Origin of the sequence: Streptomyces sp. NPDC101110, assembly GCF_044759525.1 — a bacterium.
In the GTDB taxonomy this organism is placed as follows: Bacteria; Actinomycetota; Actinomycetes; order Streptomycetales; family Streptomycetaceae; genus Streptomyces.
On record NZ_JBIVZM010000003.1, the window covers coordinates 176,078 to 202,917 of the forward strand.

A 26,840-nucleotide genomic window follows, 5' to 3' on the forward strand; every position below is an offset into this window, starting at 1 on the left:
TGGGCACATGACGCAGATCGACACATCGGTGCCGCACTCGGCCCGGATCTGGAACTACTGGCTGGGCGGCAAGGACAACTACCCGGTGGACGAGGCGGCCGGTGACGCGTACACCGCCGTCTTCCCCGGCATCGTCACCATCGCCCGCGGCAGCCGCGCCTTCCTGGGCCGCAGCATCCGGTACCTCGTCCAGGAGGCCGGCGTACGGCAGTTCCTCGACGTCGGCACCGGCCTGCCGACCGTCGACAACACCCACGAGGTCGCCCAGCGCCTGGCACCCGAGGCGAGGATCGTCTACGTCGACAACGACCCGATGGTCCTGGCGCACGCCCGCGCCCTGCTCACCTCCACCCCCGAGGGCGCGACGGCCTACGAGCCCATCAGCCTCTTCGAGCCCGAGGAGATCCTCGCGGCCGCCGGCAAGACCCTCGACCTCACCCGCCCCACGGCCCTGATCCTCAGCGGCATCCTGGGGCACGTGGCCGACTACGAGCAGGCCCGGGACCTGGTGCGCCACCTCCTGGCCGGTCTCCCCGCGGGCAGCCACCTCTCCCTCAACGAGGGCTCCCGCGGCACGGACCCGGCCTACGAACGGGCCCAGGACGCCTACAACGAGACGGGCGCGGTCCCGTACTTCCTGCGGCCGGTCGAGCAGATCGAGGCGTTCTTCGAGGGTCTGGAGCTGGTGGAACCGGGCGTGGTCCCGGTACCGCTGTGGCGTCCCGAGCCGGGCGACCCGGCCGAGCCGATCGGCCAGCACGGCGGGCTGGCCCGCAAGCCCTGAGCCGCCCTGGGCCCACCGGGCACCGGCGACCCGGCCGAGCCGATCGGCGTGCACGGCGGGCCGGGCCGCAAACCCCGCGCCCGCCGGGCACGGGAAGACCCCCGCGAGTCACGTCCTCGCGGGGGTCTCCTTCTTTCCGCCTGCCGCCGTGAAGGGTGAGAAGACGATCACGAGGCAGGACGCTTCAGCCGGCCGCCGTCACGGCGCCAGCAGCAGCACGTCCGTCCGGGACCTGGCCGCCTCGTAACGCCGGGCCACGTCCTGCCAGTTGACGACCTGCCACATCGCCTCGATGAAGTCGACCTTCTGGTTCTTGTACTGGAGATAGAAGGCGTGCTCCCAGGCGTCGAAGACCAGGATCGGGGTGGCGCCCTGCCCGACGTTGCCCTGGTGGTCGTAGACCTGCTCCACGATCAGCCGCCCGCTCAGCGGCTCGTAGGCGAGCACGCCCCAGCCCGAACCCTGCGTGGTCGCGGAGGCCTTGGTCAGCTGGGCCTTGAAGCCGGCGAACGACCCGAACGACTCGACGATGGCGTCGGCGAGCTCCCCCACACCGTCGGCGGCCAGCGGCTCACCGCCACCGTCCTTGGGGCCGGTCATGTTCTGCCAGTAGATGCTGTGCAGGATGTGCCCGGACAGGTGGAAGGCGAGATTCTTCTCCAGCCCGTTGACCGCCCCCCACGTCTCCTTGTCCCGCGCCTCGGCGAGCTGCTCCAGCGTGTCGTTGGCGCCCTTCACATAGGCGGCGTGGTGCTTGTCGTGATGCAGTTCGATGATCTCGGGGCTGATCACGGGGGCGAGCGCGGAGTAGTCGTAGGGCAGTTCAGGCAATGTGTAGACGGGCATGGGCGGGATCCCCTCCGGACCTCTTATTGCAATAGTCTTGCAACTGCACGCTAGCAGCAGAAAGGCGCCGAGGGGTGGTCCGGGTACGCGAAAGGCCCCCGCGTGTGTCGCGGGGGCCTTCGGTGGTGGGTCTGCTACTGCCGGGCGCGGGCCCTCTGCCACGCGTACCCGACCGCCGCCAGGACCAGGATCATCCCGCCCGTCGAGTACAGCTGGACGCGCGTGTCCGGCTCCCGGGCCATCAGGACGAAGACCGCGGCCATGCCGGCCAGGGCCACCCAGGTCAGCCAGGGGAACGCCCACATGCGCACGGCCAGCTTCTCGGGTGCCTCACGCTCCAGGCGGCGGCGCAGGCGCAGCTGCGAGACCGCGATGAAGATCCAGACGACCAGGATCACCGCGCCGATCATGTTCAGCAGCCAGGCGAAGACGTCGTCGGGCCGCCAGTAGCTCAGCAGCACGCACAGGAATCCGAAGACGCAGGACGCCAGTACGGCGATCCGCGGCACCCCGCCCGAGACCCGGCCGAGACCCTTCGGGCCCTGCCCGCGTTCCACCAGCGAGTAGGCGATGCGGGAGGCGCCGTAGATGTTGGCGTTCATGGCGGACAGCAGGGCCACCAGGACGACCACGTTCATCAGCTGCCCGGCGCCCGGGATGCCGAGTTCGTCGAGGGCGGCGACGTACGGGCCCTTCTCGACGACCGCCTTGGAGTCCCAGGGGACGAGCGTGACGATGACGGCCATGGAGCCGATGTAGAACAGCGCGATGCGCCACATCGCCGTGCGGACGGCGCTCGCGACGCCCCTGACGGGGTTCTCCGACTCGGCGGCCGCGATGGTGACCGTCTCCAGGCCGCCGTAGGCGAAGACCGAGGCGAGGAGGCCGATGACCAGGCCCTCACCGCCGTTCGGCAGGAAGTCGGTGAGGTGGCTCGCGCCCGGCGAGTCCGTGCCCGGCAGGACCCCCGCGATCGCCAGGACGCCGAGCACCAGGAACAGGGTGATCGCACCGACCTTCAGCGCCGCGAACCAGAACTCGAACTCACCGAAGTTCTTCACGGCGGCCAGGTTCGTGACGCAGAAGACGACCATGAACAGCGCGACCCACGCCCATTCCGGCGTGCCCGGCAGCCAGCCGCTGACGATCTTCGCGGCACCGATGCCCTCCAGGCCGACGGCCGTGCAGAGCAGCACCCAGAAGGACCAGCCGGCCGTGAACCCGGCCCATGGGCCGATCGCCCGCTCGGCGTGCGCCGAGAACGACCCCGACGACGGATACGCGGCCGACATCTCGCCGAGCATCCTCATCACCAGCATGACGAGGGCTCCGGAGAGGGCGTAGGCGACTACGATCGACGGGCCGGCCGCGGCGATACCGGCACCGGAACCGACGAACAGACCGGCCCCGATCACCCCGCCGAGGGCGATCATCGACAGGTGGCGCTGCTTCAGGCCATGGGACAGGGAGGTGTCGTCCGTACCGGGCGGGGTCCCCGTGGTGGTGCTGCTGGGCATGGGCGCGGCTCGTCCTATGCGTGAGAGACGTACGAGGGCAAAAACGCCGCCAGTCTCGGACGCCTCTCCGCATACACGAAGAGGCATCCCACTATCCGGACAGTCGCGTCGCTCTGTGTGGCTAGGCGGCGACCGGTGAGTAGTGCGTGGCGTCGCCCTCGATGACGTAGCTCTCCTTGCCCTCGATCCCCACGGGGATGTCCCCGGCCACGGTCACCCGGTGCAGGCGCCGCGGCCGGCCGTCGTAGTTGTCGACGGCGTAGTGCTGGGTGATGCGGTTGTCGAAGAGCACGAGCTGGTTCGGCGACCAGCGGTGGCGCAGGATGTTCTCCGGCCGGGTGACGTACGCCTGGAGCAGGTCGAGGATCTTGCGGGACTCGCCGGGCGAGAGGCCCACGATCCGCTGTGCGAAGCCGCCGATGAACAGCCCGCGCTCACCGGTCAGCGGGTGCACCCGGACCACCGGGTGGACCGTGCGGTACTTGATCGACGTGAACTGGGCGCGTCGGGCGGCCTGCTCCTCGTCGACGTCCTCCTCGGGGACGGCGTAGTCGTAGTCGTTGGTGTGCTCGGCCCACAGGGTGTCGGCGAGGCCGCGCAGCGACTCCGGCAGGTTGCGGTAGGCGGCGGCCGAGCTGGCGATCAGCGTCTCGCCGCCGTAGGGCGGGACGGTGATGCTGCGCAGACTGCTGGCCTGCGGCGGGTTGAGGACGAAGGTGACGTCGGTGTGCCAGTGGTTTGCGGCCCGGCCGCCCTCGCTGTCCACGGGCAGCACGTTCGGGGCGCCGTCCACCGCCGGCACCGTCGGGTGGGCGGTCGTGATGTCGCCGAAGTGGCGGACGAAAGCCTGCTGACCGGCGTCGTCCAATCCCCGCGCGTCGAAGACGAGGGCCTTGTGGGCGTTGAGCGCCTCCCTGAGGGCGGTGGAGGTCTCCTGGTCGAGGGGCCGGGTGATGTCGACGCCCTCGACGCGGGCGCCGATGTGCGCGGTGACCTTGTGGATCTCGATGGTCATGACGGGTTCCTTTCAGGAGGACCGGAAGAGGGATCAGACGAGCGCGGGGGCGACGACGTGCTGGTTGGCGGGGCGCGGAAGGCCGTAGCGCTCGCGCAGCGTGCTGCGGTCAGCGCCGTACTCGGTGCGGAGCAGGCCACGGGCGCGCAGGATCGGGACGACGTGGTCGACGAAGGCCTCCAGCCCGGACGGCAGCACCGCGGGCATGATGTTGAAGCCGTCCGCGGCGCCCGAGGCGAACCACAGCCCGATGGTGTCGGCGACCTGCTCGGGCGTCCCGGCGAAGGTGAGGTGCCCGCGCCCGCCGCCCAGCCGCGCGATCAGCTGCCGCACGGTGAGCCGGTCGCGCCGGGCCAGCTCGACGACGAGCGTGTAGCGGCTCTTGGCGCCCTCGATGGCGCTCTCCGGCGGCAGTCCGGAGGGCAGCGGGCCGTCCAGCTCCAGGGTGCCGGGGTCGAGGTGCAGCAGCCGCTCCAGGCGGTCCACGCCGTGCGCGTGCACGATGTGGTCCTCCAGGAGCCGCTCGTTCGCCCGTGCCTCGGCCTCCGTGGAGCCGATCACCGGGACGATGCCCGGCAGCACCTTGATGTGGCCGGCGTCCCGTCCGGCCGCGACCGTCCGCGCCTTGAGGTCGGCGTAGAAGGCCCGCGCGTCCTCGACGGTCTGCTGGGCGGTGAACACGGCCTCCGCGTACCGGGCGGCGAACCGCTTGCCGTCCTCGGAGGAGCCGGCCTGCACGAGCAGCGGGTAACCCTGGGGGGAACGGGGCACGTTGAGCGCGCCCTCGACGCTGAAGAACCGTCCCCGGTGCCGGGGCGGGTGGATCTTCGCGTCGTCGCCCCACACGCCCGCCGCCTTGTCGGCGACGATCGCGTCGTCCTCCCAGCTGTCCCACAGCTTCAGCGCGACGTCGAGGAACTCGGCGGCCCGCGCGTACCGCTCGGCGTGCGCCGGCTCCGCGTCCAGACCGAAGTTCCGGGCGGCCTCCGCACCGGCGGTGGTGACGATGTTCCAGCCCGCCCGGCCGCCGCTGAGGTGGTCCAGCGTGGCGAACTTGCGGGCCAGGTTGTACGGCGAGTTGTACGAGGTGGAGGCCGTGGCGATCAGGCCGATGTGCTCGGTCGCCGTGGCCAGCGCGGTCAGCAGCGTGATCGGCTCCAGCGCCCCGGCGGGCCGCTGCGCGAGGTTGTTCCACAGCTGCGGGCCGTCGGCGAGGAACAGCGAGTCGAACGTACCGCGCTCGGCGATCCGGGCCAGCCGCACGTAGTGGGCCAGGTCCACGTGCGCGTGCGGGTCGCTCTGCGGCAGCCGCCACGACGCCTCGTGGTGGCCGGTGTTCATCAGGAACGCGTTGAGGTGAAGCTGTCTGCGGGTCATCGATGGTCCTCCGTGACACCGAGCGCGGCCAGCAGCCGCTCCCGGTACTCGCCGAGCAGGGGGTCGCGGTACGACCGCGGGTGCGCGCGGTCGATGGTGAGGTCGAGGCCGATCCGGCCCTTCTCCAGGACGAGCACCCGGTCGGCGAGGACGATCGCCTCGTCCACGTCGTGGGTCACCAGCAGCACCGACGGCCGGTGCCGCTCCCACAGCTCCCTCAGCAGGCCGTGCATCCGGATCCGGGTGAGCGCGTCCAGCGCCCCGAACGGCTCGTCGGCCAGCAGCAGTTCGGGCTCGCGCACCAGGGAACGGGCCAGGGCGGCGCGCTGGGCCTCACCGCCGGACAGCTCGCCCGGCCAGGCCCGCTCGCGGCCCTTCAGCCCCACCTCCTCCAGGGCCGCGCGGCCCCTGCGGCCGGCGTCCTTGCCCTCCGCGCCGAGCAGCACGTTGTCGAGGACCCGCCGCCAGGGCAGCAGCCGGGAGTCCTGGAAGACCACCGACACCTGTTCGGGCGCGGTGAGCTGCCCGGAGCCGGTGACGCCGTGGTCGAGTCCGGCGATCGCCCGCAGCAGGGTGCTCTTGCCGGAGCCGCTGTGCCCGAGGAGGGCCGTCAGCTGCCCGGCGGGCAGATCGAGGTCGATGCCGTCGAGGACCGTGCGCCCGTCGAACGACCGTGTCAGGCCGCGCAGTCGGACGGCGGGACGGGTCAGCTGCTCAGTGTGCGGCGCCATGACAGCACCCTCCGTTCGACGATACGGACCGCGCTGTCGGAGAAGAGGCCGAAGATGCCGTAGACGACCAGCCCGACGAGGATGACGTCCGTCTGGCCGTAGTTCTGCGCCTGGAACATCATGTAGCCGAGGCCGCTGGTGGCGTTGATCTGCTCCAGCACCACCAGGCCCAGCCAGGAGCCGGTGACCCCCAGCCGCAGCCCGACGAAGAAGCCGGGCAGGGCGCCGGGGATCACGACCTGCCGGATGAACCTCGGCTTCGACAGGCCCTGTACCTCGGCGAGTTCGACGAAGCGGCTGTCGATGCCGGACAGCGCGGCGTGCGTGTTGAGGTAGATCGGGATGTAGACGACGATCGCGATGATGGCGATCTTGAAGGTCTCGCCGATGCCCAGCCAGAGGATGAACAGCGGGATCAGACCCAGGGTGGGGATGGCCCGGTTGAGGTTGACGGTCCCGTCGATCAGCGCCTCCCCGGTCCGGGTCAGCCCGGACGCCAGGGCGAGCAGGACCCCCACGGCCAGGCCGATCGAGAAGCCGGTGGCCGCGCGCTGCAACGACGTCAGGATGTCGTCCGGCAGCGTGCCCGCGGACCACAGCCGGCTGCCGGTCTCCAGCACCGTCCAGGGAGCCGGGATCGCGCCCGGGTCGAGCAGCCCGGCGGCCGAGGCGAGGCTCCACAGCGTGAGGACGGCGGCGGGCCCGACGAGCCGGGTGGCGGGCAGCCGCCTGCCCGGGGCCAGCCGCCGGCGCCTGCGCACCTGGTGCGTCCCCTCCTCCGCGGCGAGGGGAGCGAGCGGTGCGCCGGTGTTCGTGCTCGTGGTGCTCGTGCTCGTCGTCGTGTGCGTGGTCGTGGACACGGCGGTCACCTCCGGTACTCCGCGGGCACGGCCTTGGCCGCGAGGGACTCGAAGCGGTGGTCGAACAGCTCCGAGACGTCGAACTTCTTCACGAAGCCGCCCTCGGCGAGCAGATCGGCGGTCTCCTGCTCCCACCTGATGGCCTCGTCCCAGCGGGGCGGGAACAGCGGCTTGTTGGCCAGTGCGGTGATGGCCTTCGCCTGGGGGAGCGTCAGGTTCTGCGTCCCGACGTAGAACTGCTCGTTCCACTCGTCGGGGTGCTCGTACGTCCACACCTGGCCCTTCGCCCAGTACGGGACGTACGCGGCGACCGCGGCGGCCTTCGCCCGGTCGTTCAGCACCGAGACCGGCGCCCACAGCAGGTTCAGCAGGTCCACCACGTCCGTGGTGACCGTGCGCGCGGACCTGTACTGCGCCAGATAGGCGGGCGCCTGGCTGTTGGCGAGCGGGGCGACGTCCACCTGCCCGGACTGCAGGGCGGTGAGGAACTGGTTGCTGGTCAGCGGCACCAGCTCCACGTCGTCGTACGTCAGCCCGGCCTTCTTCAGCGCCCGCAACAGGACCACACCCTGCGCCTGCCCCTGGGAGAAGGCCAGCCGCCTGCCCCGGAAGTCCGAGACCCGGCGGATGTCGCTGCCGGGCTTCGTGGCGAAGAGGTAGTTGGGCCTGCGGGTGATGTTGATCGCCACGATCCTCGCGTCGAAGCCCTGGTAGTGCGCCTGGATCGGCGGGATCCCCGCGTTGTTGGCGACGTCCAGGGACTTCGCGCGGAAGGCGTTGATGACATCGGGGCCGGCGCCGATGTTCAGCCAGTCGGACACCTTGAACGGCAGATCACGGAACCCGGCCAGCTTGAACTGCAGCTGCTGCGCGTTCTGGTACGAGGAGATCTTCAGGCTCGTCCCCGCGGGAACCTCGGAGGCCAGGGGAGCGTCGGACGCCGCCTCGGCCGCGGCGCTGTCGTCCGCGCAGCCGCTCAGTCCGGCCGCCGCGGCCGTCACACCGAGCAGTGAGGTCAGGAACAGGCGCCGGTCGACACCGGCAACGGAGGGCGAGGGCATGGGAGTACTCCCTGGGTATGGAAGACGGCACAGCACGCTGAATTCCCGGCGGAAAAGACGCCGGACAAGGAATTCACGCGAATGTCACAAAGGAAGGAGAAGGCGCTCCGTGAACGGGGCGCCAGGGCGCGTCAACGGGTCAGCAACAGAGGGTGCGACAGCTCGTGAGCGGGGTCATGAACAGGATGTTCCTGGTCAGCGGCCCGGCCTGTCAACATTCCGAGTTTCTGAATTAAATAGCCTCAGGTGACACGGCCAGCGGATCCCGATAGAGAACGTCGAGCGCCACCGAACCGCCGGCCACGGCCGGCACGGAATCCGTGAAACTGATCGGTGCGACGGTCGCGCCGCGATCCGCCCCGGCCTCTTCCCGCAGGGCGGCCAGACAGTCCTCGCGGTGCATGGCCCCGATCTCCGTCACCACCACCTGCTCGGGGTTGAGCACGTCGAGCAGCAGCCCCACCGCGCGCCCCGTCCGCCGCGACCGCTCCCGCAGCAGTTCCGCGGCCACCGTGTCACCGGCCGCGGCCGCGCCGACCACGTGCATCGGGTTCACCGCGTCGCTGACCCCCGCCTCACGGGCCCGCACGCACAGGGTGCGCTCACTCAACTCGGCCTGCAGGCACCCCACCCGGCCGCAGTCGCACGGCTCCGTGCCGCCCGGCACGGGCAGATGGGCGATGGACCCGGCCTGGGAACGCGGCCCGTGGTGCACCTCGTCATGGGTGGCGAACGCCGCGTCGACCACGTTGCCCGCGAACAGGTGCAGCACACTGCGGCTGCCTCGCGCCTGCCCGAAGAGCCGCTCCGCGTTCACCAACGCCCGTGCGTGACCGTCCACATGGACCGGCAGTCCGGTGTGCGCCCCGAGCACCTCCCGCACCGGCACCTCGCGCCAGCCCAGCAGCGGATGCTCCACGACGGTGCCCGAGTCCCGGTCCACCCAGCCGCCCGCCGCGAACCCGACCCCGAGCACGGTGCTGCCGGGGACACCGGCGAGCAGCGCCGCCAGACCGTCGGCCGCCCGGGCCAGCACCCGCCCGGGCCCCGTGCCCTCGTGCCTGATTTCGCGCCGGGCGACCACCCGGCCGCGCAGATCCAGCAGCGCGACCGTGGTGTGCGGCACCGCCACGTGCACACCGCCCACCACGAACCGGGAGTCGTCCAGGTCGACCGGCAGGTGCGGCCGGCCCACGCCCCGGGAGCGCCGCGGCACGGCCGACTCGCGGATGAGCCCCAGCTCGGTCAACCGGGCGCAGTAGTCGGTCACGGACGCCGGCGACAGGCCCGTCAGACGGGCGATGGTGCTGCGCGCGACCGGCCCGTGCTCCAGCACGGACCGCAGCACGACGCTCGCGCTGGTGCGGCGCCGGTCGCTGTCGGCGGCACGGGGGATGGGGGATGTCAGAAGGGGAGCCGCGGTACGGGGCATGGGAGTCTTCCTGGAAGCCGGTCCGACACGGTGTCGTCTCGATCGGCGGACCGGATCCCTCCGCCCCGCCTCACAATGGCCGGCGACAGGTGGCCGTGCCCTGGCGTCGCAGGTCGACGTAGCGACGCGACGAGAAGTACCGGGCCTGGGCAACCATGTCCGGGACGCTAGCAAAACGCCCCCTGGCTGCCCAGACGGCGACCGACGGGCGAGACGGCCGCCCCGGAGCCTTTGGGGGAAACCTACAGAGGCCCGTTTTCCCGCTCCCGTGTCGCACGGCACCCCATCACCGTGACCGGCATCACGCCTGACTCGCTGTAACCCGCATCCTTTGTGTGAAGCCGACCAACGGCCGGTCCCGGCCTTTGTGGACGGCTGACGGTGATCGGCGCGAGGGCGCTGGGATAGCGTCACCGTGTCCCACCGGCCCTCACCTCCGCGGAGTCCCCATGAGCACCGCTGCCGCCACACCCGCCCGCACCGGACAGGTCCTCGCCGACCTGCTCCCCTCCTCCCGAGTCCGGGACGCGGCCCTCGTGCTCGGCGGCGCCGCGCTCACCGGCCTCGCCGCCCAGATCTCCGTGCCCGTGCCGGGCTCCCCGGTGCCGGTGACCGGCCAGACCTTCGCCGCGCTGCTCGTCGGCACGTCCCTCGGTGCCGGCCGCGGCTTCCTGGCGCTCGCCCTGTACGCCCTGGCGGGCATCGCGGGCGTGCCGTGGTTCGCGCAGGGCACCTCCGGTGTCGCCCCCTCCTTCGGCTACATCCTCGGAATGATCCTCGCCTCCACCGTCGTCGGCGCCCTGGCCCGCCGCGGTGCCGACCGCTCGGTGCTGCGCACGGCCGGCACGATGCTGGTGGGCGAGGCGATCATCTACGCCGTCGGCGTGCCCTACCTGGCCATGGCCACCGGCATGTCCGCCACCGCGGCGATCGCGGCCGGACTCACGCCGTTCCTCATCGGCGACGCACTGAAGGCCGCCCTGGCGATGGGCGCCCTGCCGACGGCTTGGAAGTTCGCGAACAAGCGCTGACACCAAGGGCGTTGCCGAGAGGCCCGCCGGGGGCGTACTGCCCCCGGCGGGCCTCTGCGCGTACGCGAGACGCGACAGCGGGGCCGGATCAGCCCCCCTGAGCCCCCGGACGCCGCCGCTGCGACCACCACATTCCGGCCATGCCCGCCGCCAGCAGCGACGCCCCGGCCGCGCCCAACGGCAGCAGATCGCGGGCCGGGCCGGTCTTCGGCAGCTCCTTGCCACCCGGTCCCGCCGGCTCGTTGTCGGTGCCGAGCAGCAGGGGCGTCGCCGGGGCGTCCGGCGACGGGTTGCTCGTGCCGAACGGTACCGGGCCCTGCTGCCAGAAGGTCTTCTTCCCGTCGCCGCTCTGCACGGGCAGACAGATCTTCCCGGTCTTGCCGAGGTCGAACGTCGCGTCGACGGCGTACGACTTCGACGCCCCCGCGGCGAGATTGTCGATCGGGCATGCGAATCCACTGTTCGAACCCTCGGGCAGTCCCTTCTCGGGTATCGCCGAACACCCCTCGACGTTCTTGACGACAAGCCCGTCGAAACCGACGACCAACAGCCTGATCCGCCCGCTGTCCTTACTCCCCTCGTTCTTCGCCGTGGCGGTAATCGCCGTCTTTTCGGAACTGTTGTCCACTGAGATCTTTCCGGGCAGTGTCGTGGTGAGCTTCACGCCTGCCGGGGCGGCGTCTACCACCTTTCCCCCCTTGCCGCTCGCAGGCCCGTCGTCCTCGGCGCCGGCCGTTCCGGAAAGGATCAACACCGCCGAGAAAGATGCCATGACCAGCGATCCCGTGACCACTGTCGTACGACGAGAACTCATGTTCGTCCCCCTTGCGTCCCCCTGGGCTGCGCCTGAATTCGCAGCACTGAAAGAGTTACCACAAGATTTCGCCGCACTATCCTGGTACGGCGCGAAGTGTGACCGTTGTGTTTCACTGGAGTCGGTCGCGGGGTCGTGGAGGGGGTGCAGCGAATTGCCGGGGAATGCGAACAGCGGCGGTGTTCCAGGGATATTGGTGACGGGACGCTATCGGTTGGTCGAGAGTATCGGCCAGGGGGGAATGGGGCGGGTGTGGCGAGCCGCCGATGAAATTCTCGACCGGCAGGTCGCCGTCAAGGAAATGCGGATCGACGGACTCGACGCGGAGGACAGCAGGACCCGTCGTGAACGCACCCTGCGCGAGGCCAGGGCGACGGCCCGGATCGACCACCCCAACGTCGTACGGATCTACGACGTGGTGGACGAGGGAGAACGCCTGTGGATCGTCATGGAGTTGGTGGCGGGCCGCTCCCTCGAACGGATCCTCGCGGAGGCCGGGCCGCTGAGCCCCGGTGAGACGGCCCGCCTCGGCCTCGGTCTGGTCGCCGGGCTGCGGCAGGTGCACGAACGGGGCGTCCTGCACCGCGACATCAAGCCCGGAAACGTACTGGTCGAGCACGTGGACGGGGTGGCCGGATCCGCACGCGCCAACGGCAACGGTTCCGGCCCCGCACGACGCGTCGTCCTGACGGACTTCGGCATCGCGGCGATCCAGGACGCCAAGGCGCTCACCATGGTCGGCATGCTGGTCGGCTCGCCCGACTACATGGCCCCCGAGCGCATCTCCGGTCGCCCCCAGGGGCCGCCGTCCGACATCTGGTCCCTCGGCGCGACCCTCTGCGCGGCCCTGGGCGGCCGCTCCCCGTTCTCCCGCGACACCACACTGGCGACCCTGCACGCGGTCCTGTACGAGGAGCCCGAACTGCCCGCCACGTCGGGGCCGTTGCGGGACATTCTGACGTCCCTGCTCGCCAAGGAACCGTCGGCGCGCCCGCACCTCGACGCACTGGAGACGGCGCTGCAGCCGGTGGCGTTCCCGGCCCCGACACCGACGGTGGCGGTGCCCGCAGCGGCAGAGGTGGGGGAGGGACTGAGCGACTCGGAGCCGGAAGGAGACCGGGAGCCGGAGGCTGTGGCGGGCCGGGGACCGTCACCGGGGCTCGAGCGAAAGCCTCCGCCCGACGGGGAGTTGCCGCCGACTCGGGGGCCGAGTGCGGTGGCGGGTGGGGAGTCGGCACTGAGCCAGGGGCCGAGTGCGGTGGCCGGTGGGGAATCGCCGCCGAGCCCCGAGCGGACGCCTCTGGTGGACGGGGCGGACCCGCCGAGGCCGGAGCCGGCGCCCGCCCCCGAGTTGGACACCACCCTCGGCGGACGACCGCCGGCCCCACCACCGCGGTCGCGGGCGCCTCTCCCCGCCACCTCGCCGGAGCCCGAATCACCCACCCCCGCCCACCTCCCGGCTCCGCCTCACCCGGCGCCACGGGACCCCCGCCGACCCGCCCCCACCCCGGGCCCGCACCACCACCCCACACCCCCGATCTCCACCACACCCGCTGCCGCCGCAGCGAAGGCCCAGCCGGCGGCAACCCCGGGTGAAGGCCGGGCCGTCGGCACCACCCAGCACGCGGGCCCCGGCCGCGTCTCCCTCAGCCGTGCCCAGGCGGAGACCGAACGCCGTCCGCATCCGACGCCCCCGCCGATGCCGCCGGGCGAGCTCCCCGGACCGGCCGTCCCTGCCGCTCCCCGCACCCGCCGTCCCCGCACTCGTCGCCGTGCGGTGCTCACCGCTGCGGCAGCCGCCCTCGCCGCCGCCGGCACCGTCGCAGCCATCCTGCTGGCGACGTCGTCGGGCCCACCCGGCGGCAGCGACGGGACTCCCCGAGCGGGCTCCTCGGCGTCCGCGCAGCCCACCACCGGGGACGCCTCGGTGGACCCCGCCGAGGATCCCGGGAAGGCAGGCACTCCCGCCCCCACCGTCGAGGGCACCACCAGGCCGCAGACGCTGCCGCCCGGCACACACCGGGAGGCCGGCGGGTTCGCCTGGGCGACACCCGACGGCTGGCGGCGGGACGTGAAGACGGGTGCGGAGGTGCACTACACCTCCCCGGACGGCTCCCAGGAACTGGTCGGCAAGTCGTCCCTGGCCAGGGGCGACCTGCTGGAGACCTGGCAGACCTCGGAGCGCAACGCCCACCAGGGCCAGGGCTACCGCAAGATCCGCCTGGAGGAGACGACGTTCCGCGGCCACCCGGCGGTGGTCTGGGAGTACACATTCACGCTGAGGGGCGTCCACTGGCACGCCCGCCTGCTCGGCTTCAACGTGACCGGCAAGTCGTACCAGGTCAACACGTGGTACGAGGCCGGGACCGAGCAGGAGGCGCTCGCCGTCTACGAGAAGGTCAAGGACGGTTTCACGGTGCTGTAGGCACCGGCAGGCAAACGAAAGGGCCTGTGGCGCGTGCCGACGCACGCACCACAGGCCCCCGTCCACGACGAACGGCGAGCGGCCGGAGGATCAGCCGGCCGACACCTCGCTGCGCTCCTCACCCTGGACCTGCGGGGCGTCGGCGGCCGGACGTCCCCCACGCAGCCCCTTCTTCACGAAGGCGATGGCGAGCACCACCGCCGCGACGAGCAGCGACAGCAGGATGGTCTGACGCCCGTCGTGCTCGGTGTCGGTGAGCATGTAACCGAGGATGAACACGATCAGCGCGGCAGTCGCCCAGGTCAGGTACGGGTACAGCCACATCTTCACGACGAGCTTCTCGGGCGCCTCGGCCTTGATGATCTTCCGCATGCGCAGCTGGGAGAAGCAGATCACCAGCCACACGAACAGGGCGACCGCGCCACTGGAGTTCACGAGGAAGAGGAAGACGGAGTCCGGGAACTTGTAGTTGAAGAAGACGGCGACGAAGCCGAAGGCGACGGAGGCGAGGATCGCCGTGCGCGGCACGCCGTTGGAGGTCGTGCGGGCGAAGGCCTTCGGCGCGTCACCGCGCTGGCCGAGGGAGAAGGCCATGCGGGAGGCGGTGTAGAGGCCGGAGTTCAGGCAGGACAGCACCGAGGTCAGCACGATGAAGTTCATGATCTGACCGGCGTGCGCGATGCCGAGGGAGTCCAGCGCGGCGACGTAGGAACCGTCCTTGGCGATGGACTTGCTGTCCCACGGCAGCAGGCACACGACGACGGCGATCGAACCGAGGTAGAAGACGGCGACACGCCAGATGATGCTGTTGGTGGCCTTGGTGACGGCCTGCCGCGGGTTCTCGGACTCACCGGCGGCCAGGGTGGCGATCTCGCTGCCCATGAAGGAGAAGACGACGAGCAGCACACCGGTGAGGATGGCGCCGGCCCCGTTGGGCAGGAAGCCGCCGTGCGCGGTGAGGTTGCTGATCCCGGCCTGCTCGCTGTCCACACCCGGGAGCAGGCCGAACACGGCCAGTCCGCCGATGACGATGAACGCGGCGATCGCGACGACCTTGATGCCCGCGAACCAGAACTCGAACTCACCGTAGGAGCCGACGGAGACCAGGTTGGTCGCGGTCAGCACCAGCATCACGATCAGGGCCCAGCCCCACTGGGGCACGGCCGGTATCCAGCCCTCCAGGATCACCGCACCGGCGGTGGCCTCGACCGCCAGCACGACGACCCAGAAGAACCAGTAGAGCCAGCCGATGGAGAACCCGGCCCAGGACCCGAGGGCCCGGTCGGCGTGCGCGGAGAAGGAACCCGAGGTCGGGTTGGCGGCCGACATCTCGCCGAGCATCCGCATCACCAGCACCACGAGCGTGCCGACGAGGGCGTACGACAGCAGGATGCCGGGACCGGCGGTGGCGATACCGGAGCTGGACCCCACGAAGAGGCCGGCGCCGATGACACCGCCGATGGCGATCATCGAAAGATGCCGGTTCTTGAGTCCGGCCTGCAGCCCGGAGCCCTCGACTCCGGGTTCTCCGGGCCCTCCGGGGTCGTTTCCGGTCTTGTTCATGGTCGGCTGCGAGGTCATGGAACGGATTTCCTTTGCGCCGGGGAGCTGTACTTCCGTACGAACCGCCCGAGCCGCACGAACGGGGTGTGTCGGGGCATGACGGTGTACGGGTGGCCCGTACGAGCGGTGTACGAGCCGGTCCAGTGAATCGGAGGCGAACGGATAGGAGAACCTTTGAATCCAGATTGTTACTTGAGGTTTTCCTGAGGTTCCGTAATGGGGCTCACATTCGCCTCAGGTTTTTGTGAGCGCCACCCCGCGCGCCTTCCCCGAAACACCCGTGTCACACTCATCCCATGCGCGTGTACCTCGGCTCGGACCATGCGGGCTACGAACTCAAGAACCACCTCGTCGAGTGGCTGAAGGCGGCGGGTCACGACCCCGTCGACTGCGGCCCGCACATCTACGACGCCCAGGACGACTACCCGCCGTTCTGCCTCCGCGCGGCGGAGCGCACGGCCGCGGACCCCGACGCCCTCGGCGTCGTCATCGGCGGTTCGGGCAACGGCGAGCAGATCGCCGCGAACAAGGTCAAGGGCGTCCGCGCGGCCCTCGCCTGGAGCGAGGAGACGGCGTCCCTGGGCCGCCAGCACAACAATGCGAACGTCGTCGCGGTGGGCGCGCGCATGCACGCGCAGGACGAGGCGACGAAGTTCGTGGAGACCTTCCTCGCCACGCCGTTCTCCGGTGACGAACGTCACATCCGCCGGATCGACATGCTGTCGTCCTACGAGACGACGGGTGACCTCCCCCCGATCCCCCCGCACCACCCCCAGCAGTAACCCTCCCCACCCCGAGCCCGGCGGCTCCGCCCAGGAGCCCCGGGGCCGGAGGGGGGCGCCGGGCGAGGACGGACGAAGCCGTGCAGGAAGCGGCGCCGAAGCCCGTGAGGGCCGGGCTCCGGCGGGCGGCCGGTGGGTGAACCCCCGGCCGCCACCGCAGGGTGTCGATCACAGGAGAACCCGTGCCGGAAGGCCACACCATCCACCGCCTCGCCCAGGACTACGGCGCGACCTTCCTCGGGACGAAGCCCCGCACCACCAGCCCCCAGGGCAAGTTCACCCCCGCCGCCGCTCTCCTCACCGGCACGGAACTCACCCACACCGAAGCCCACGGCAAGCACCTCTTCCTCGGCTTCCGCGACACCCGCTGGGTCCACATCCACCTCGGTCTGTTCGGCAAGGTCACCTTCGGCCCGGCCCCCGAACCGCCCCCCACCGACACGGTCCGCCTCCGCCTGGCGAACGACACCGCATACGTGGACCTCCGAGGCCCCACCACCTGCGCCCTCATCACACCCCTGGAGAAGCAGGCGATACACGGCCGCCTCGGCCCCGACCCCCTTCGCGACGACGCCGACCCGGACGCCGCCTACCGCCGCATCACCCGCAGCCGTACGACGATCGCCGCTCTCCTCATGGACCAGAAGGTCATCGCCGGCGTCGGAAACGTCTACCGCGCGGAGGTCCTCTTCCGGCACCGCATCGACCCGTACCGGGCCGGCAAGGACGTCACCCCCACCGAGTGGCACGCGATATGGACCGACCTCGTCGACCTCATGCACGAGGGCGTCCGCAACAACCGCATCGACACCGTCCGCCCGGAACACACCCCGGAGGCGATGGGCCGCCCCCCGCGCGTCGACGACCACGGCGGCGAGGTGTACGTCTACCGCAGGGCGAACCTGCCCTGCCACATCTGCGGCGGCGAGATCCGCACCGCCGATCTCGCCGCCCGCAACCTCTTCTGGTGCCCGGCCTGCCAACGCCCCTGAAACGGCGCCCTTGATACAGCCGGGCGTCCCTCAGAACCCGTGCGGCAGCCACGGCGGCACGACCGACCCGAACCCGAGCGACGCCTCCGCCAGCGCCCCCGGCCTGATCTCCCGCACACGCCCCGCCGCCGCCAGCGCGGCCAGCGACACGCCCCCGAGATACGCCGCGCCCAACTCCCGTACCGACAGGGCGACATCGGCCGCGTCCGCCGTACGCTCGCAGGACGCACCCTTCGTGTCCCCGCTCAGCCGCCAACGCCCGGCGTTCCAGGGGCAGAACGCGTCCTCCACCTCGAACACCACGTCCACCGGAGCCAGGTACGTCCGTGCCTCCAGCGCGGCCCCGACCTCGACCGGCCGCACGTACAGCGAGTCCCGCAACCACGGGTGGCACCGTCGCTGGTCGGACACCAGGAACTGCCACGCGTCGTCCACTGGACGCCCCCGCACGGTCACCTTCGACGTCAGGTCGATCCCGAGCAGAAACCGCCACAGCGCAGCGTTCGCCGCGGGGTCCAGCGCGACCACATCCGCCACGGCCACCGTGCCGTTGGACCCGGACAGCTCCCACTCCGGCTTGACGCGGAACCGTGCGTACCCGACCGGCTCCCCGTCCCGCTCGGCGAGCACGCACTGCAGCGGCGACGCCCCCGCCCGCTCGCTCTCCGGGTCGAGCACCCCGAGCCGCTCCCAGCCGGGCCGCCGCGCCAGCATCCCGGGCCGCGCCGGAACCAGCCGGGCGTACAGGGCCTCGCACACATCGAGCACATCGGTCGGCACCGCGTACCGCACCCGTACGTCATCCGTACCGTCCGGCACCGACAGCCCGACCCGGGTCGTGTCGATCTCGGCGGTCAGCGAGAGGGTCGCGTTGCCGTATCCGAACCGCCCATAGATCGCCGGCTCGGACGCGGTGAGCACGGCCAGCGGCTCACCCCACGCGCGCACGTCGTCCAACTGCCGTCGCATCATCGACGTCAGCAGGCCGCGCCGGCGATGCGTCGCGGCCACGCTGACCATCGTGACGCCCGCGACCGGCAGTGACGCTCCGCCGGGCACGGTCAGCCGGAAACTGAACGCCCCGGCCGTCCCCACGCACTCGTCCCCGTCCCATATGCCAAGGGAACGGTCGAATTCGGTCAGCGCGCGCCACAACTCCCGCTCCTCCGCGGCTTCCGGCACCCCGCCGAAGCCCCGAAGCAGGGCGTTGTACCAGGTGTCCCAATCGTCCCGCCGCAGGACTCGCAGACCGGGCGAAAGGCGGTTCGCGTCAGTTGCCATGAGCCATGCCTACCAGGGCAATGCGGGACGAGCGAGGGAATTTCTCCCGGGCGGCGGAGAGACGCACGCCGTGCCGTTCAACTGTGATGTTCCGCCCTCGGACGGGGGACAAGTAGGACCTCCCGTGCCAAGGGGCCGGTCCGATGGATAGGGTCCCGAACTAATGGCATCAGGACGAGAGCGGCGCGCGGAAGCCGAGACGTTCACGGCCCGGTTGAGGAAGCAGTGGCACCGGGTCCGTGTCGGCGTGCGCCGGGCCGCCGTGGACTACTTCCGCGGCAACGGCTCGGACTGGATCGCCCTGGCCGGTCTGATCCTGACCGTCCCTCTGATCGCGTCGGCGACGCTGGCGAACTCGGTGTGGTTCTCACCGGCCGCGCTGGTGCTGCCCGTCGTCGTGGGCGGTCTGCTGCTGCGGCCGGCGAGCCTGCTCGGGCTGTACGCCGCGGCGGCCACGGCACTGATCGTGGAGTCGGTGCAGCTCGGCCCGTACACGGAGGGCCCGTCGAGGGTCACCCCGGGCATCGTGCTGGTGGTGGCGGCCTGCGGATTCTTCGGACTGCTGCTCGCCCAGTTCCGCAGCCGGGTCGGCGTGCCCTGGCGGCGCGGCGGCACCATGCTGTTCGACCTGCGTGAACGCATCCGGGTGCAGAGCAAGCTGCCCGACCTGCCGGACGGCTGGCACCGGGAGATGGCGTTGCGCCCGGCGGGCGGCCAGTCCTTCTCGGGCGACTTCGTGGTGGCGGCGCGCACCAACGGCGGCCGCACGCTGGAGGTGGTCCTGACCGACGTCTCCGGCAAGGGTATGGACGCGGGCTCCCGCGCCCTGCTGCTGTCCGGCGCGTTCGGCGGCCTGCTCGGCTCCCTCCCGCCGCACGCCTTCCTGCCTGCCGCGAACGGCTACCTCCTGCGCCAGGACTGGGACGAGGGCTTCGCCACCTCCATCCATCTGGTCCTCGACCTGGACTCCGGCGACTACGAGCTCTACTCCGCGGGCCACCCGCCGGGCCTCCAGCTCAGCGCCGGCACCGGCCGCTGGGAGGAGAAGGCCGCCGAGGGCCCGCTCCTCGGGGTGTACGACGGCGCCCAGTTCGACCCGGTGAAGGGCTCGCTGCGGCCCGGGGACGTGCTGATGCTGTTCACGGACGGCCTGGTGGAGACCGCCGACCGTGACATCGTCGAGGGCATCGACCGCCTCACCGGAGAGGCCGACCGCTATGTGGCGGGCGGCTTCCACGGCGCCGCCTGGCACCTCATCGAGGCCGTGGCCAAGGACGTCAACGACGACCGGGCGCTGCTCCTGATCTGCCGCGAGGGGCCGACGGCCGCCGCGTCCCGCTGAGACACTGGAGCGGTGACCGAGACACCCCGGATGACCCTGGCCCAGGTGGAGGCCACCGCCCGCGCGGCGCACACCGGCCAGACGGACAAGGCGGGCCGGCCCTACGCCGAACACCTGCGGGCCGTGGCGGAGGGCGTTCGGGCGCGGGGCGGCGACGAGGAGCAGATCGCGGCGGCCTGGCTGCACGACGCCGTCGAGGACGACGCCCTGTCCGCGCAGTGGCTGCGCGAGGCCGCGCTGAGCAGCCGTACGAAGGACATCGTCCTCGCGGTCACCAAGCGGCCGGGGGAGCCACCGGAGGCATACGCAGCCCGGATCCTCGCCACGCCCGGTGCGCTGCTGGTGAAGGAGTCGGACCTGGCGCACAACGCGGACCCGGCACGGCTCGCGGTCCTCGACGCGGCGACCCGCAAACGACTGACCGAGAAGTACGCGCGGATGCGCGCACTTCTCGGTCTGGTGGGATGAACGCTGCCGCAGGCGTCAGGCGTTGACCTTCTCGCGCTCCCGTGCGCGCCGCTCGGCGCTCTGGCGCTCGCGGGCCTGCTCGGCCGCGTCCGGCTTGAAGGCCCAGTCCATCTTCGGTTCCATGGCGAACCGGAAGACGCGCTGCACCGGCTTGGTGCACAGCACCGTCACGACGGCGGCCGCGAGGACGGTCACGATGATCTCCCCGGTCGGCCGGTGCAGCCAGGACGCTTCGTACCAGCCCTGGTAGTCACCGGCCTTCACCAGGAAGCCGTGCAGCAGGTAGCCGTAGAGCGTGCCGGCGCCGAGGGCGGTGAACCACATGTGGCGGCGCGGCACCCACGCGAAGAAGCACGCGGTCAGCACCAGGGAGCAGCCGAACATGGCGAGCACCATGACCGGGCCGGTCCACCACGGGGCGCCGAGTTCCTGTGCGGCGTCACGGTGGTAGAACCATGCGGTGTTCATGCGCGGCACCGCCCACCAGCTGAAGGCCAGCGCGGCGGCGAACATCGGCACCGAGGCGATCCGCACCGCACGCGTACGCACCATGTGGAAGTGCTCGGGCTTCATGACCAGGCCGAGCACGAAGAACGGCAGGAACTGCAGGACGCGCTGCAGGTCCAGGTCGTCACCGATCTCCGGCGTGACGGTCGCCAGCATGGCGAGACCCAGCGCGAGCGGCAGCGGCCAGCGCACCAGGTTCCAGATGGGGGTGGTCAGGCGCCAGACGAACAGCGCGACCAGGAACCAGGTCAGGTACCAGGGGTCGAGGAGGCTGATCTCCTGGTGCGGGTCGTTGTCGATGACCCGCTTGAAGAGCGGATAGGCCGTCTCGAAGATGATGTACGGCACGGCCACGCCGGTGATCAGGCGCTTCAGCCGGCTGGGCCGCATGTCGAAACTGCGCGAGAAGTAGCCGGAGATGAGGATGAACGCCGGCATGTGGAACGCGTAGACGACCTGGTAGGCGGCCTCGAGTACCCGGCTGTCGCTCTTGAGCGGCTCCCAGGCGTGGCCCATGGCCACCAGCACGATCGCGAGGTACTTGGCGTTGTCGAAGAACGCGTCGCGCTGCTTGCCGTTCTGCTTATTCTGCGTGCTCTGCGGCGAGCGAGGGCTCGGCACTCCGTCGGCCGGCGACTGTGCCGGGGGAAGTGGCGCCCTGCGGTCGCCGTTCGGTCGCAGCGAGTTCGTCACAGACCCTCCCACCAAGAGCTCGGGGAGACGATCCGGGACCTCGCTGCGCGTGCGGGGGACGAGGCAGCGTGGAACATCTGAGGCACCCTAGCGTTCCCTGCAGCTATTCGTAAAACGCCGGACGTCATTCCCGGCTATTCGCTGCGGATACCCCGGATTACGGGTAGTTGACATCACTGTCGGCGTGATGGTCAACACATCGCCCGATGGCGGATTTTGCACACCAGGCCAGTCCTGCTTGTCAGCATACTTCCGGACTAAGCGGTGCATAAGACCAGCAGGCGACTCCAGCGGAATGTCCGCCTCCGTCCGTCTTCGGCCCCTGCCCATAGGGGTGTTGGTGAGGTCGTGGCAACAATTCGAAATACCTGCGAACGCATTGTGTGGAGACGGAAACGATGCAGCCGAATTCCCTGCCCGGGTGGCTCGTCGAATTGCCGTGCGACCGCTCGGTGTCGGGTACCCGCGCGGAGGCGTCACACACCGGCGGTGCACGGGGACGGATGCGACACGGGCGTGGTCGATGCGTCACCACCCGCATAGCCCGGCCCTGTTGGTGGCACGATGGTTCTGGCGGGGTGCGCGGGGTTGCGTCCCCGGGCCGGGAGAGCGGACCGACCGAGGGTGTGATCAGTTGTGGCCATTTCACTGTCTGTGGTGCTGCTGTTGGCGATCATCCTTGTGGTGTTGCTGAGAGGGGGGAGCATCAAGGCGGGCCCGGCCATCGTGGCGGTCCTCTTCGGCTTCTTCCTCGCCTCGACCGGCATGGCCCCGTCCATCAACCGCTTCCTCAACTCGATAGCGGACACCATCAACTCCATCAGCTTCTGACCGACCGGGAAGCGCCTCCCCTCCGGCCGCGGCCCCCGCGACAGCCCGAGCCGGCCGGCCGAGCGGCCAGGCCTACGTCCCGTGAGGCATCCGCCCCGCCTGCCCGGTGCGCGTACGCGTCCCCTGGACCCCGGGGGCATCGGGTTCCAGTGGTGGAACGGCAGGCTCGCCGCCCCGGTCGTCGAGCCTGATCCTGACCTGGCAATTGCGCTCGGCGTGCTCGACCACGCAGCCGCTGACCAGGAAACCCGGCGGGCGAGGGACGGCCTCGGGTGGTGCGGCGGAGATCTCCGCCGGCCCCGGCGCGGCATCAGCGACGCCGTCGATCCGCACGAAGACACCGAACGGCTGCCGGCGACGACCTCGCCGTTGACGGCGGTGCCGACCGGCAGGGCCGTTTTGGTCGCCACCCAGGCAAGCCGTATCTCCTCCGGTGCCGGAGCCCCGACGTCCGGCGGCCACGAGTACTCGGTCATGCACCGAACCCTGCCGGAGGCGCAGCGGTGACGAAGAGGCCGAGCTCCGGTCACCGTTCCCGCCGCACGTGGGGACGCCGGAAGATCGCTGACACGCCGAGCGACCTGGCCGACGAGGGCCGCAAGCCCGAGCCCGAGCCCCGGCAAGATCAGAAGGGGGAGGGGCGCGCGGGGGACACGCCGGGCTGAAGGGGGCCCCGGAAACACTCAGGGCCAGGTCGAGGAGCATCCCTCTGGCCTGGCCCTGAGTCATGTGGAGCGGGCGACGGGAATCGAACCCGCGTAGCTAGTTTGGAAGACTAGGGCTCTACCATTGAGCTACGCCCGCACGCGTGCGCCGCAGGTCGTGTGACCGCGGCACTGAAGGCATCCTAGCGGGTCGGCCCCCTTCGTCGCACACCGCATTCCCGCCCCGCCCGACGCGGCACGAACCCGGTGGAAATGCGGCGGCCGCACCGCCTGTGGGCATGTACCCTACGTGTCGCACCGAACGGGGTGTGGCGCAGCTTGGTAGCGCGTCCGCTTTGGGAGCGGAAGGCCGTGGGTTCAAATCCCGCCACCCCGACCAGCCACCCGATCACCTCGCGTGATCGCCCATCCGATCACCTCTCGTGATCGCCTTTTGGGCGGTGTAGTCGCTGCCGTTACTATGCAAGCTGCACGCCCGTGTGTCTCAGCGTCTGAAGTCCTCCGGGCGGCGAAATCCGCCGGGCCGCTCTGGCCCCGGCAGAAACCAAGAAGTCAGCCACAAGGAGACCGAACCGTGAAGAGCGCCGTGGAGACCCTGAACCCGACTCGGGTTCGGCTCACTGTCGAGGTGCCCTTCGAGGAGCTCAAGGACAGCCTCGACGCGGCGTACAAGAAGATCAACCAGCAGGTCACGGTGAAGGGCTTCCGCAAGGGCAAGGTCCCGGCCCGGGTCATCGACCAGCGGTTCGGCCGCGGTGCGGTCCTGGAGGAGGCGGTCAACGACGCGCTTCCGAAGTTCTACACCGACGCGGTCAACGAGGCCGAGCTCAGCGTGCTGGGCCAGCCCGAGGTCGACATCACGGAGCTGAAGGACGGCGAGACGCTGAACTTCACCGCCGAGGTCGACATCCGCCCGGCCATCGAGATCCCGGACTTCTCCGGCATCGAGGTCGAGGTCGACGCGGTCGAGGTCACCGACGAGGACGTCGACAAGGCCGTCGAGGAGCTGCGCGAGCGCTTCGCCTCCACCGCCCCGGTCGAGCGTGCCGCCGAGGACGGCGACGTCGTGACGATCGACCTGCAGGCCAAGGTCGACGGCGAGGTCCTGGAGGACGGCGTCGCCGACGGCGTCTCCTACACCATCGGCTCCGGCGAGCTGCTGGACGGCATCGACGACGCCGTGAAGGGCCTGGAGGCCGGTGGCGAGGCCACCTTCACCTCCGAGCTCAAGGGCGGCTCGGCGGCCGGCAAGGAGGCCGAGGTCACCGTCAAGGTCACCCAGGTCGCCAAGCGCGAACTGCCCGAGCTGGACGACGAGTTCGCGCAGCTCGCCTCCGAGTTCGACACCATCGGTGAGCTGCGCGCCGACAGCCGCAAGCGCCTCGAGAACATGAAGCAGTACGACCAGGCCACGCAGGCCCAGGAGCGCGTCCTGGAGAAGCTGCTCGAGCTGGTCGAGGTTCCCGTCCCCGAGAAGCTGCTCGAGGACGAGGTCAACACCCGCAAGCACAACCTCGAGCACCACCAGCTCGGCCAGATGGGCCTCGACCTCGCGAAGTACCTGGAGATCCAGGGCAAGAGCGAGGAGGAGTTCGAGACCGAGACCCGTGAGGCCGCGGTCAAGGGCATCAAGACCCAGTTCGTGCTCGACGAGCTCGTCAAGCAGGAGAAGCTCAACGTCAACCAGGAGGAGCTCACCGAGCACCTCATGCGCCGTGCGGCCTCCTCCGGCATGTCCCCCGACCAGTTCGCCCAGGCGGTCGTCGAGGGCGGCCAGGTTCCGCTCCTGGTCGGCGAGGTCGCCCGCGGCAAGGCCCTGGCCGTCGTGGTCGAGAAGGCCACGGTCAAGGACACCAACGGCGAGATCATCGACCTCGACGACGAAGAGGACGAGACCGAGTCCGCCGAGGCCTCCGCCGAGGAGACCCCGGCCGAGTCCGCCGAGGAGAAGACCGAGGGCTGAGCCCCCGGCAGCGGTGAGTTCGTGAGAAGACCCTGGGGCACGCCCCAGGGTCTTTCTTGTCACTGGGGGGGCAGCCCACCTCAGGGGCGCGGGGAACTGCGCGAGCGACCACGACGCGCCCGCAGCCGCCGATGAACGGAACCACCCCGCCGAAGCCGCGCGGCGCTACGCCCCCGGCGAACACTCCCATCTCCGGGATTCCCCGAAGGGACCCGCGCGTTAGGGTCCATGAATACGAGGGCAGTGGAGTCCCCGAACGGCTCCTAGCCCCTAGGGAAACGTGAGACGGCCCGGCGCCGTCGTAAGACGAGCAGGTGGATACGTGACGAATCTGATGCCCTCAGCCGCCGGCGAGCCCTCTATCGGTGGCGGCCTCGGCGACCAGGTCTACAACCGGCTGCTCAACGAGCGGATCATCTTCCTCGGCCAGCCGGTCGACGACGACATCGCGAACAAGATCACCGCGCAGCTGCTGCTCCTTGCCGCCGACCCGGACAAGGACATCTACCTGTACATCAACAGCCCCGGCGGTTCCATCACGGCCGGCATGGCGATCTACGACACCATGCAGTTCATCAAGAACGACGTGGTCACCATCGCCATGGGCCTCGCGGCCTCGATGGGCCAGTTCCTGCTCAGCGCCGGCACCCCCGGCAAGCGCTTCGCGCTGCCGAACGCCGAGATCCTGATCCACCAGCCCTCCGCCGGCCTCGCCGGTTCGGCCTCGGACATCAAGATCCACGCCGAGCGGCTGCTGCACACCAAGAAGCGCATGGCCGAGCTGACCGCGCAGCACACCGGGCAGACGGTCGAGCAGATCACCCGCGACTCGGACCGCGACCGCTGGTTCGACGCCTTCGAGGCCAAGGAGTACGGCCTCATCGACGACGTCATCCCCACGGCCGCCGGCATGCCGGGCGGCGGCGGCACCGGGGCCTGAGGGGTCCCCACGGGGCGTGTGGCGCCCCGTGAGGCCCATGGAGCCCTTCCGGGCCCCAGCAACCCCAGACTGCCCCAGCCGACCGCCTCAGCCCTTTTCAGGAGACACCGTGAACCAGTTCCCCGGCAGTGGGATCTACGACCGTATGCACGCCGTGCAGGACATGAGCGGCTCGCAGGGCCGCTACACCGGCCCGCAGGCCGAGTCCCGCTACGTCATCCCCCGCTTCGTCGAGCGCACCTCCCAGGGCATTCGCGAGTACGACCCGTACGCGAAGCTCTTCGAGGAGCGCGTGATCTTCCTCGGCGTCCAGATCGACGACGCCTCCGCCAACGACGTCATGGCGCAGCTGCTGTGCCTGGAGTCGATGGACCCCGACCGTGACATCTCGGTCTACATCAACAGCCCCGGCGGCTCCTTCACGGCGCTCACGGCCATCTACGACACGATGCAGTACGTGAAGCCGGACATCCAGACGGTCTGCATGGGCCAGGCCGCCTCCGCGGCCGCTGTCCTGCTGGCCGCCGGTACGCCGGGCAAGCGCATGGCCCTGCCGAACGCGCGCGTGCTGATCCACCAGCCGTACAGCGAGACCGGCCGCGGTCAGGTCTCCGACCTGGAGATCGCCGCCAACGAGATCCTCCGGATGCGCTCGCAGCTGGAGGAGATGCTGGCCAAGCACTCCACCACGCCGGTCGAGAAGATCCGCGAGGACATCGAGCGCGACAAGATCCTCACGGCCGAGGACGCGCTGAGCTACGGCCTGATCGACCAGATCATCACCACCCGGAAGATGGACAACTCGAGCCTGCGTTGAGGCGAGAGGCTGTAACGTCTGCCGCCCCTTGGCACGGTTTGGCTCGGTTCACGTCAAAGCGAACCGCGCCAAGGGGGGCCCGAACGGGGGGCCCGGCAAGGTA

General features: G+C 70.5%; 24 protein-coding genes and 2 tRNA genes. 13 read left to right on the forward strand and 13 right to left on the reverse strand.

The features are described 5' to 3' along the window. The first annotated feature begins 7 nt into the window (after positions 1–7). The gene (locus tag ACIQU3_RS07055) at positions 8–784 is read left to right on the forward strand and encodes an SAM-dependent methyltransferase (RefSeq protein ID WP_403923747.1); all 777 of its coding nucleotides are present in this window, start codon (positions 8–10) and stop codon (positions 782–784) included. Between the two features lie 198 nt (positions 785–982). Here the strand turns inward: ACIQU3_RS07055 and ACIQU3_RS07060 are convergent, their stop codons facing one another. From ACIQU3_RS07060 to ACIQU3_RS07095, 8 genes are all read right to left on the reverse strand, one after another. Next, positions 983–1,630, reverse strand: a complete 648-nt coding sequence (locus ACIQU3_RS07060; protein WP_403726074.1) for a superoxide dismutase — start codon at positions 1,628–1,630, stop codon at positions 983–985. 134 nt (positions 1,631–1,764) lie between these two features. Next, complete coding sequence (locus tag ACIQU3_RS07065) at positions 1,765–3,147, reverse strand: amino acid permease (protein WP_403726069.1); 1,383 nt, start codon at positions 3,145–3,147, stop codon at positions 1,765–1,767. Positions 3,148–3,268: 121 nt separating this feature from the next. Then, the gene (locus ACIQU3_RS07070; protein WP_403726065.1) at positions 3,269–4,162 is read right to left on the reverse strand and encodes a TauD/TfdA dioxygenase family protein; all 894 of its coding nucleotides are present in this window, start codon (positions 4,160–4,162) and stop codon (positions 3,269–3,271) included. A gap of 33 nt (positions 4,163–4,195) precedes the next feature. Next, positions 4,196–5,539 (reverse strand): LLM class flavin-dependent oxidoreductase, encoded by a 1,344-nt coding sequence (locus tag ACIQU3_RS07075; RefSeq protein ID WP_403726062.1) that lies wholly within the window; start codon positions 5,537–5,539, stop codon positions 4,196–4,198. Then, positions 5,536–6,270, reverse strand: a complete 735-nt coding sequence (locus ACIQU3_RS07080) for an ABC transporter ATP-binding protein (protein WP_403726059.1) — start codon at positions 6,268–6,270, stop codon at positions 5,536–5,538. The genes ACIQU3_RS07075 and ACIQU3_RS07080 overlap by 4 nt, the downstream gene beginning before the upstream one ends. Next, a complete protein-coding gene (locus ACIQU3_RS07085; RefSeq protein WP_403726056.1) occupies positions 6,246–7,139 on the reverse strand; it encodes an ABC transporter permease in 894 nt (297 codons plus the stop codon). Before ACIQU3_RS07085 ends, ACIQU3_RS07080 begins: the two co-directional genes overlap by 25 nt. Further along, positions 7,136–8,191: an ABC transporter substrate-binding protein gene (locus ACIQU3_RS07090; RefSeq protein WP_403726048.1), complete on the reverse strand. Its 1,056-nt coding sequence runs from the start codon at positions 8,189–8,191 to the stop codon at positions 7,136–7,138. The genes ACIQU3_RS07085 and ACIQU3_RS07090 overlap by 4 nt, the downstream gene beginning before the upstream one ends. 232 nt (positions 8,192–8,423) lie before the next feature. Next, positions 8,424–9,623: an ROK family protein gene (locus ACIQU3_RS07095; protein WP_403726044.1), complete on the reverse strand. Its 1,200-nt coding sequence runs from the start codon at positions 9,621–9,623 to the stop codon at positions 8,424–8,426. A gap of 449 nt (positions 9,624–10,072) precedes the next feature. Between ACIQU3_RS07095 and ACIQU3_RS07100 the strand changes: the two genes are divergently transcribed. Continuing rightward, a complete protein-coding gene (locus tag ACIQU3_RS07100; protein WP_403726041.1) occupies positions 10,073–10,654 on the forward strand; it encodes a biotin transporter BioY in 582 nt (193 codons plus the stop codon). A gap of 88 nt (positions 10,655–10,742) precedes the next feature. Here ACIQU3_RS07100 and ACIQU3_RS07105 read toward each other — a convergent pair whose 3' ends face one another. Then, a complete protein-coding gene (locus ACIQU3_RS07105) occupies positions 10,743–11,468 on the reverse strand; it encodes a hypothetical protein (RefSeq protein WP_403726038.1) in 726 nt (241 codons plus the stop codon). 214 nt (positions 11,469–11,682) lie between these two features. Between ACIQU3_RS07105 and ACIQU3_RS07110 the strand changes: the two genes are divergently transcribed. Beyond that, entirely contained in the window at positions 11,683–13,893 is a 2,211-nt protein-coding gene (locus tag ACIQU3_RS07110) for a serine/threonine-protein kinase (protein ID WP_403923750.1), read from the forward strand. Positions 13,894–13,983: 90 nt separating this feature from the next. On the opposite strand, the gene ACIQU3_RS07115 is transcribed toward ACIQU3_RS07110, so the two are convergent. Then, positions 13,984–15,474 (reverse strand): amino acid permease, encoded by a 1,491-nt coding sequence (locus ACIQU3_RS07115; RefSeq protein WP_403726032.1) that lies wholly within the window; start codon positions 15,472–15,474, stop codon positions 13,984–13,986. 278 nt (positions 15,475–15,752) lie between these two features. Here ACIQU3_RS07115 and ACIQU3_RS07120 point away from each other — a divergent pair, with 278 nt between their 5' ends. Together ACIQU3_RS07120 and ACIQU3_RS07125 are read left to right on the forward strand one after the other, a co-directional pair. Continuing rightward, a complete protein-coding gene (locus ACIQU3_RS07120) occupies positions 15,753–16,238 on the forward strand; it encodes a ribose-5-phosphate isomerase (RefSeq protein ID WP_403726025.1) in 486 nt (161 codons plus the stop codon). 182 nt (positions 16,239–16,420) lie between these two features. Beyond that, positions 16,421–17,230: an Fpg/Nei family DNA glycosylase gene (locus tag ACIQU3_RS07125; protein ID WP_403726022.1), complete on the forward strand. Its 810-nt coding sequence runs from the start codon at positions 16,421–16,423 to the stop codon at positions 17,228–17,230. Positions 17,231–17,260: 30 nt separating this feature from the next. Here the strand turns inward: ACIQU3_RS07125 and ACIQU3_RS07130 are convergent, their stop codons facing one another. After that, the gene (locus tag ACIQU3_RS07130; protein ID WP_403923753.1) at positions 17,261–18,511 is read right to left on the reverse strand and encodes a GNAT family N-acetyltransferase; all 1,251 of its coding nucleotides are present in this window, start codon (positions 18,509–18,511) and stop codon (positions 17,261–17,263) included. A gap of 163 nt (positions 18,512–18,674) precedes the next feature. Here ACIQU3_RS07130 and ACIQU3_RS07135 point away from each other — a divergent pair, with 163 nt between their 5' ends. After that, on the forward strand, positions 18,675–19,853 hold the full coding sequence (locus ACIQU3_RS07135; RefSeq protein WP_403726016.1) for a PP2C family protein-serine/threonine phosphatase: 1,179 nt from the start codon (positions 18,675–18,677) through the stop codon (positions 19,851–19,853). Between the two features lie 30 nt (positions 19,854–19,883). Then, positions 19,884–20,321, forward strand: coding sequence for an HD domain-containing protein (locus ACIQU3_RS07140; RefSeq protein WP_403924155.1), 438 nt, complete (start codon positions 19,884–19,886; stop codon positions 20,319–20,321). A gap of 15 nt (positions 20,322–20,336) precedes the next feature. On the opposite strand, the gene ACIQU3_RS07145 is transcribed toward ACIQU3_RS07140, so the two are convergent. Then, positions 20,337–21,449, reverse strand: a complete 1,113-nt coding sequence (locus tag ACIQU3_RS07145) for an acyltransferase family protein (protein ID WP_403924158.1) — start codon at positions 21,447–21,449, stop codon at positions 20,337–20,339. A gap of 708 nt (positions 21,450–22,157) precedes the next feature. On the opposite strand from ACIQU3_RS07145, the gene ACIQU3_RS07150 reads away from it, so the two are divergent. Together ACIQU3_RS07150 and ACIQU3_RS07155 are read left to right on the forward strand one after the other, a co-directional pair. Next, a complete protein-coding gene (locus tag ACIQU3_RS07150; RefSeq protein ID WP_403726011.1) occupies positions 22,158–22,352 on the forward strand; it encodes a hypothetical protein in 195 nt (64 codons plus the stop codon). 81 nt (positions 22,353–22,433) lie between these two features. Continuing rightward, positions 22,434–22,859: a hypothetical protein gene (locus ACIQU3_RS07155; RefSeq protein ID WP_403923756.1), complete on the forward strand. Its 426-nt coding sequence runs from the start codon at positions 22,434–22,436 to the stop codon at positions 22,857–22,859. A 223-nt stretch (positions 22,860–23,082) separates the two neighbouring features. Here the strand turns inward: ACIQU3_RS07155 and ACIQU3_RS07160 are convergent. Beyond that, positions 23,083–23,156, reverse strand: a tRNA-Gly gene (locus tag ACIQU3_RS07160). 163 nt (positions 23,157–23,319) lie between these two features. On the opposite strand from ACIQU3_RS07160, the gene ACIQU3_RS07165 reads away from it, so the two are divergent. The 4 genes from ACIQU3_RS07165 (at position 23,320) to ACIQU3_RS07180 (ending at position 26,737) form a co-directional block, all read left to right on the forward strand. Continuing rightward, positions 23,320–23,396: transfer RNA gene (locus ACIQU3_RS07165), tRNA-Pro, on the forward strand. 195 nt (positions 23,397–23,591) lie between these two features. Next, positions 23,592–24,980 carry a trigger factor gene (tig, locus tag ACIQU3_RS07170; protein WP_403726006.1) on the forward strand — a complete coding sequence of 463 codons (1,389 nt, stop codon included), beginning with the start codon at positions 23,592–23,594 and terminating at the stop codon, positions 24,978–24,980. Between the two features lie 334 nt (positions 24,981–25,314). Then, the gene (locus ACIQU3_RS07175; RefSeq protein ID WP_030240055.1) at positions 25,315–25,920 is read left to right on the forward strand and encodes an ATP-dependent Clp protease proteolytic subunit; all 606 of its coding nucleotides are present in this window, start codon (positions 25,315–25,317) and stop codon (positions 25,918–25,920) included. 109 nt (positions 25,921–26,029) lie between these two features. Next, complete coding sequence (locus ACIQU3_RS07180) at positions 26,030–26,737, forward strand: ATP-dependent Clp protease proteolytic subunit (RefSeq protein ID WP_308122550.1); 708 nt, start codon at positions 26,030–26,032, stop codon at positions 26,735–26,737. Positions 26,738–26,840: the final 103 nt, after the last annotated feature.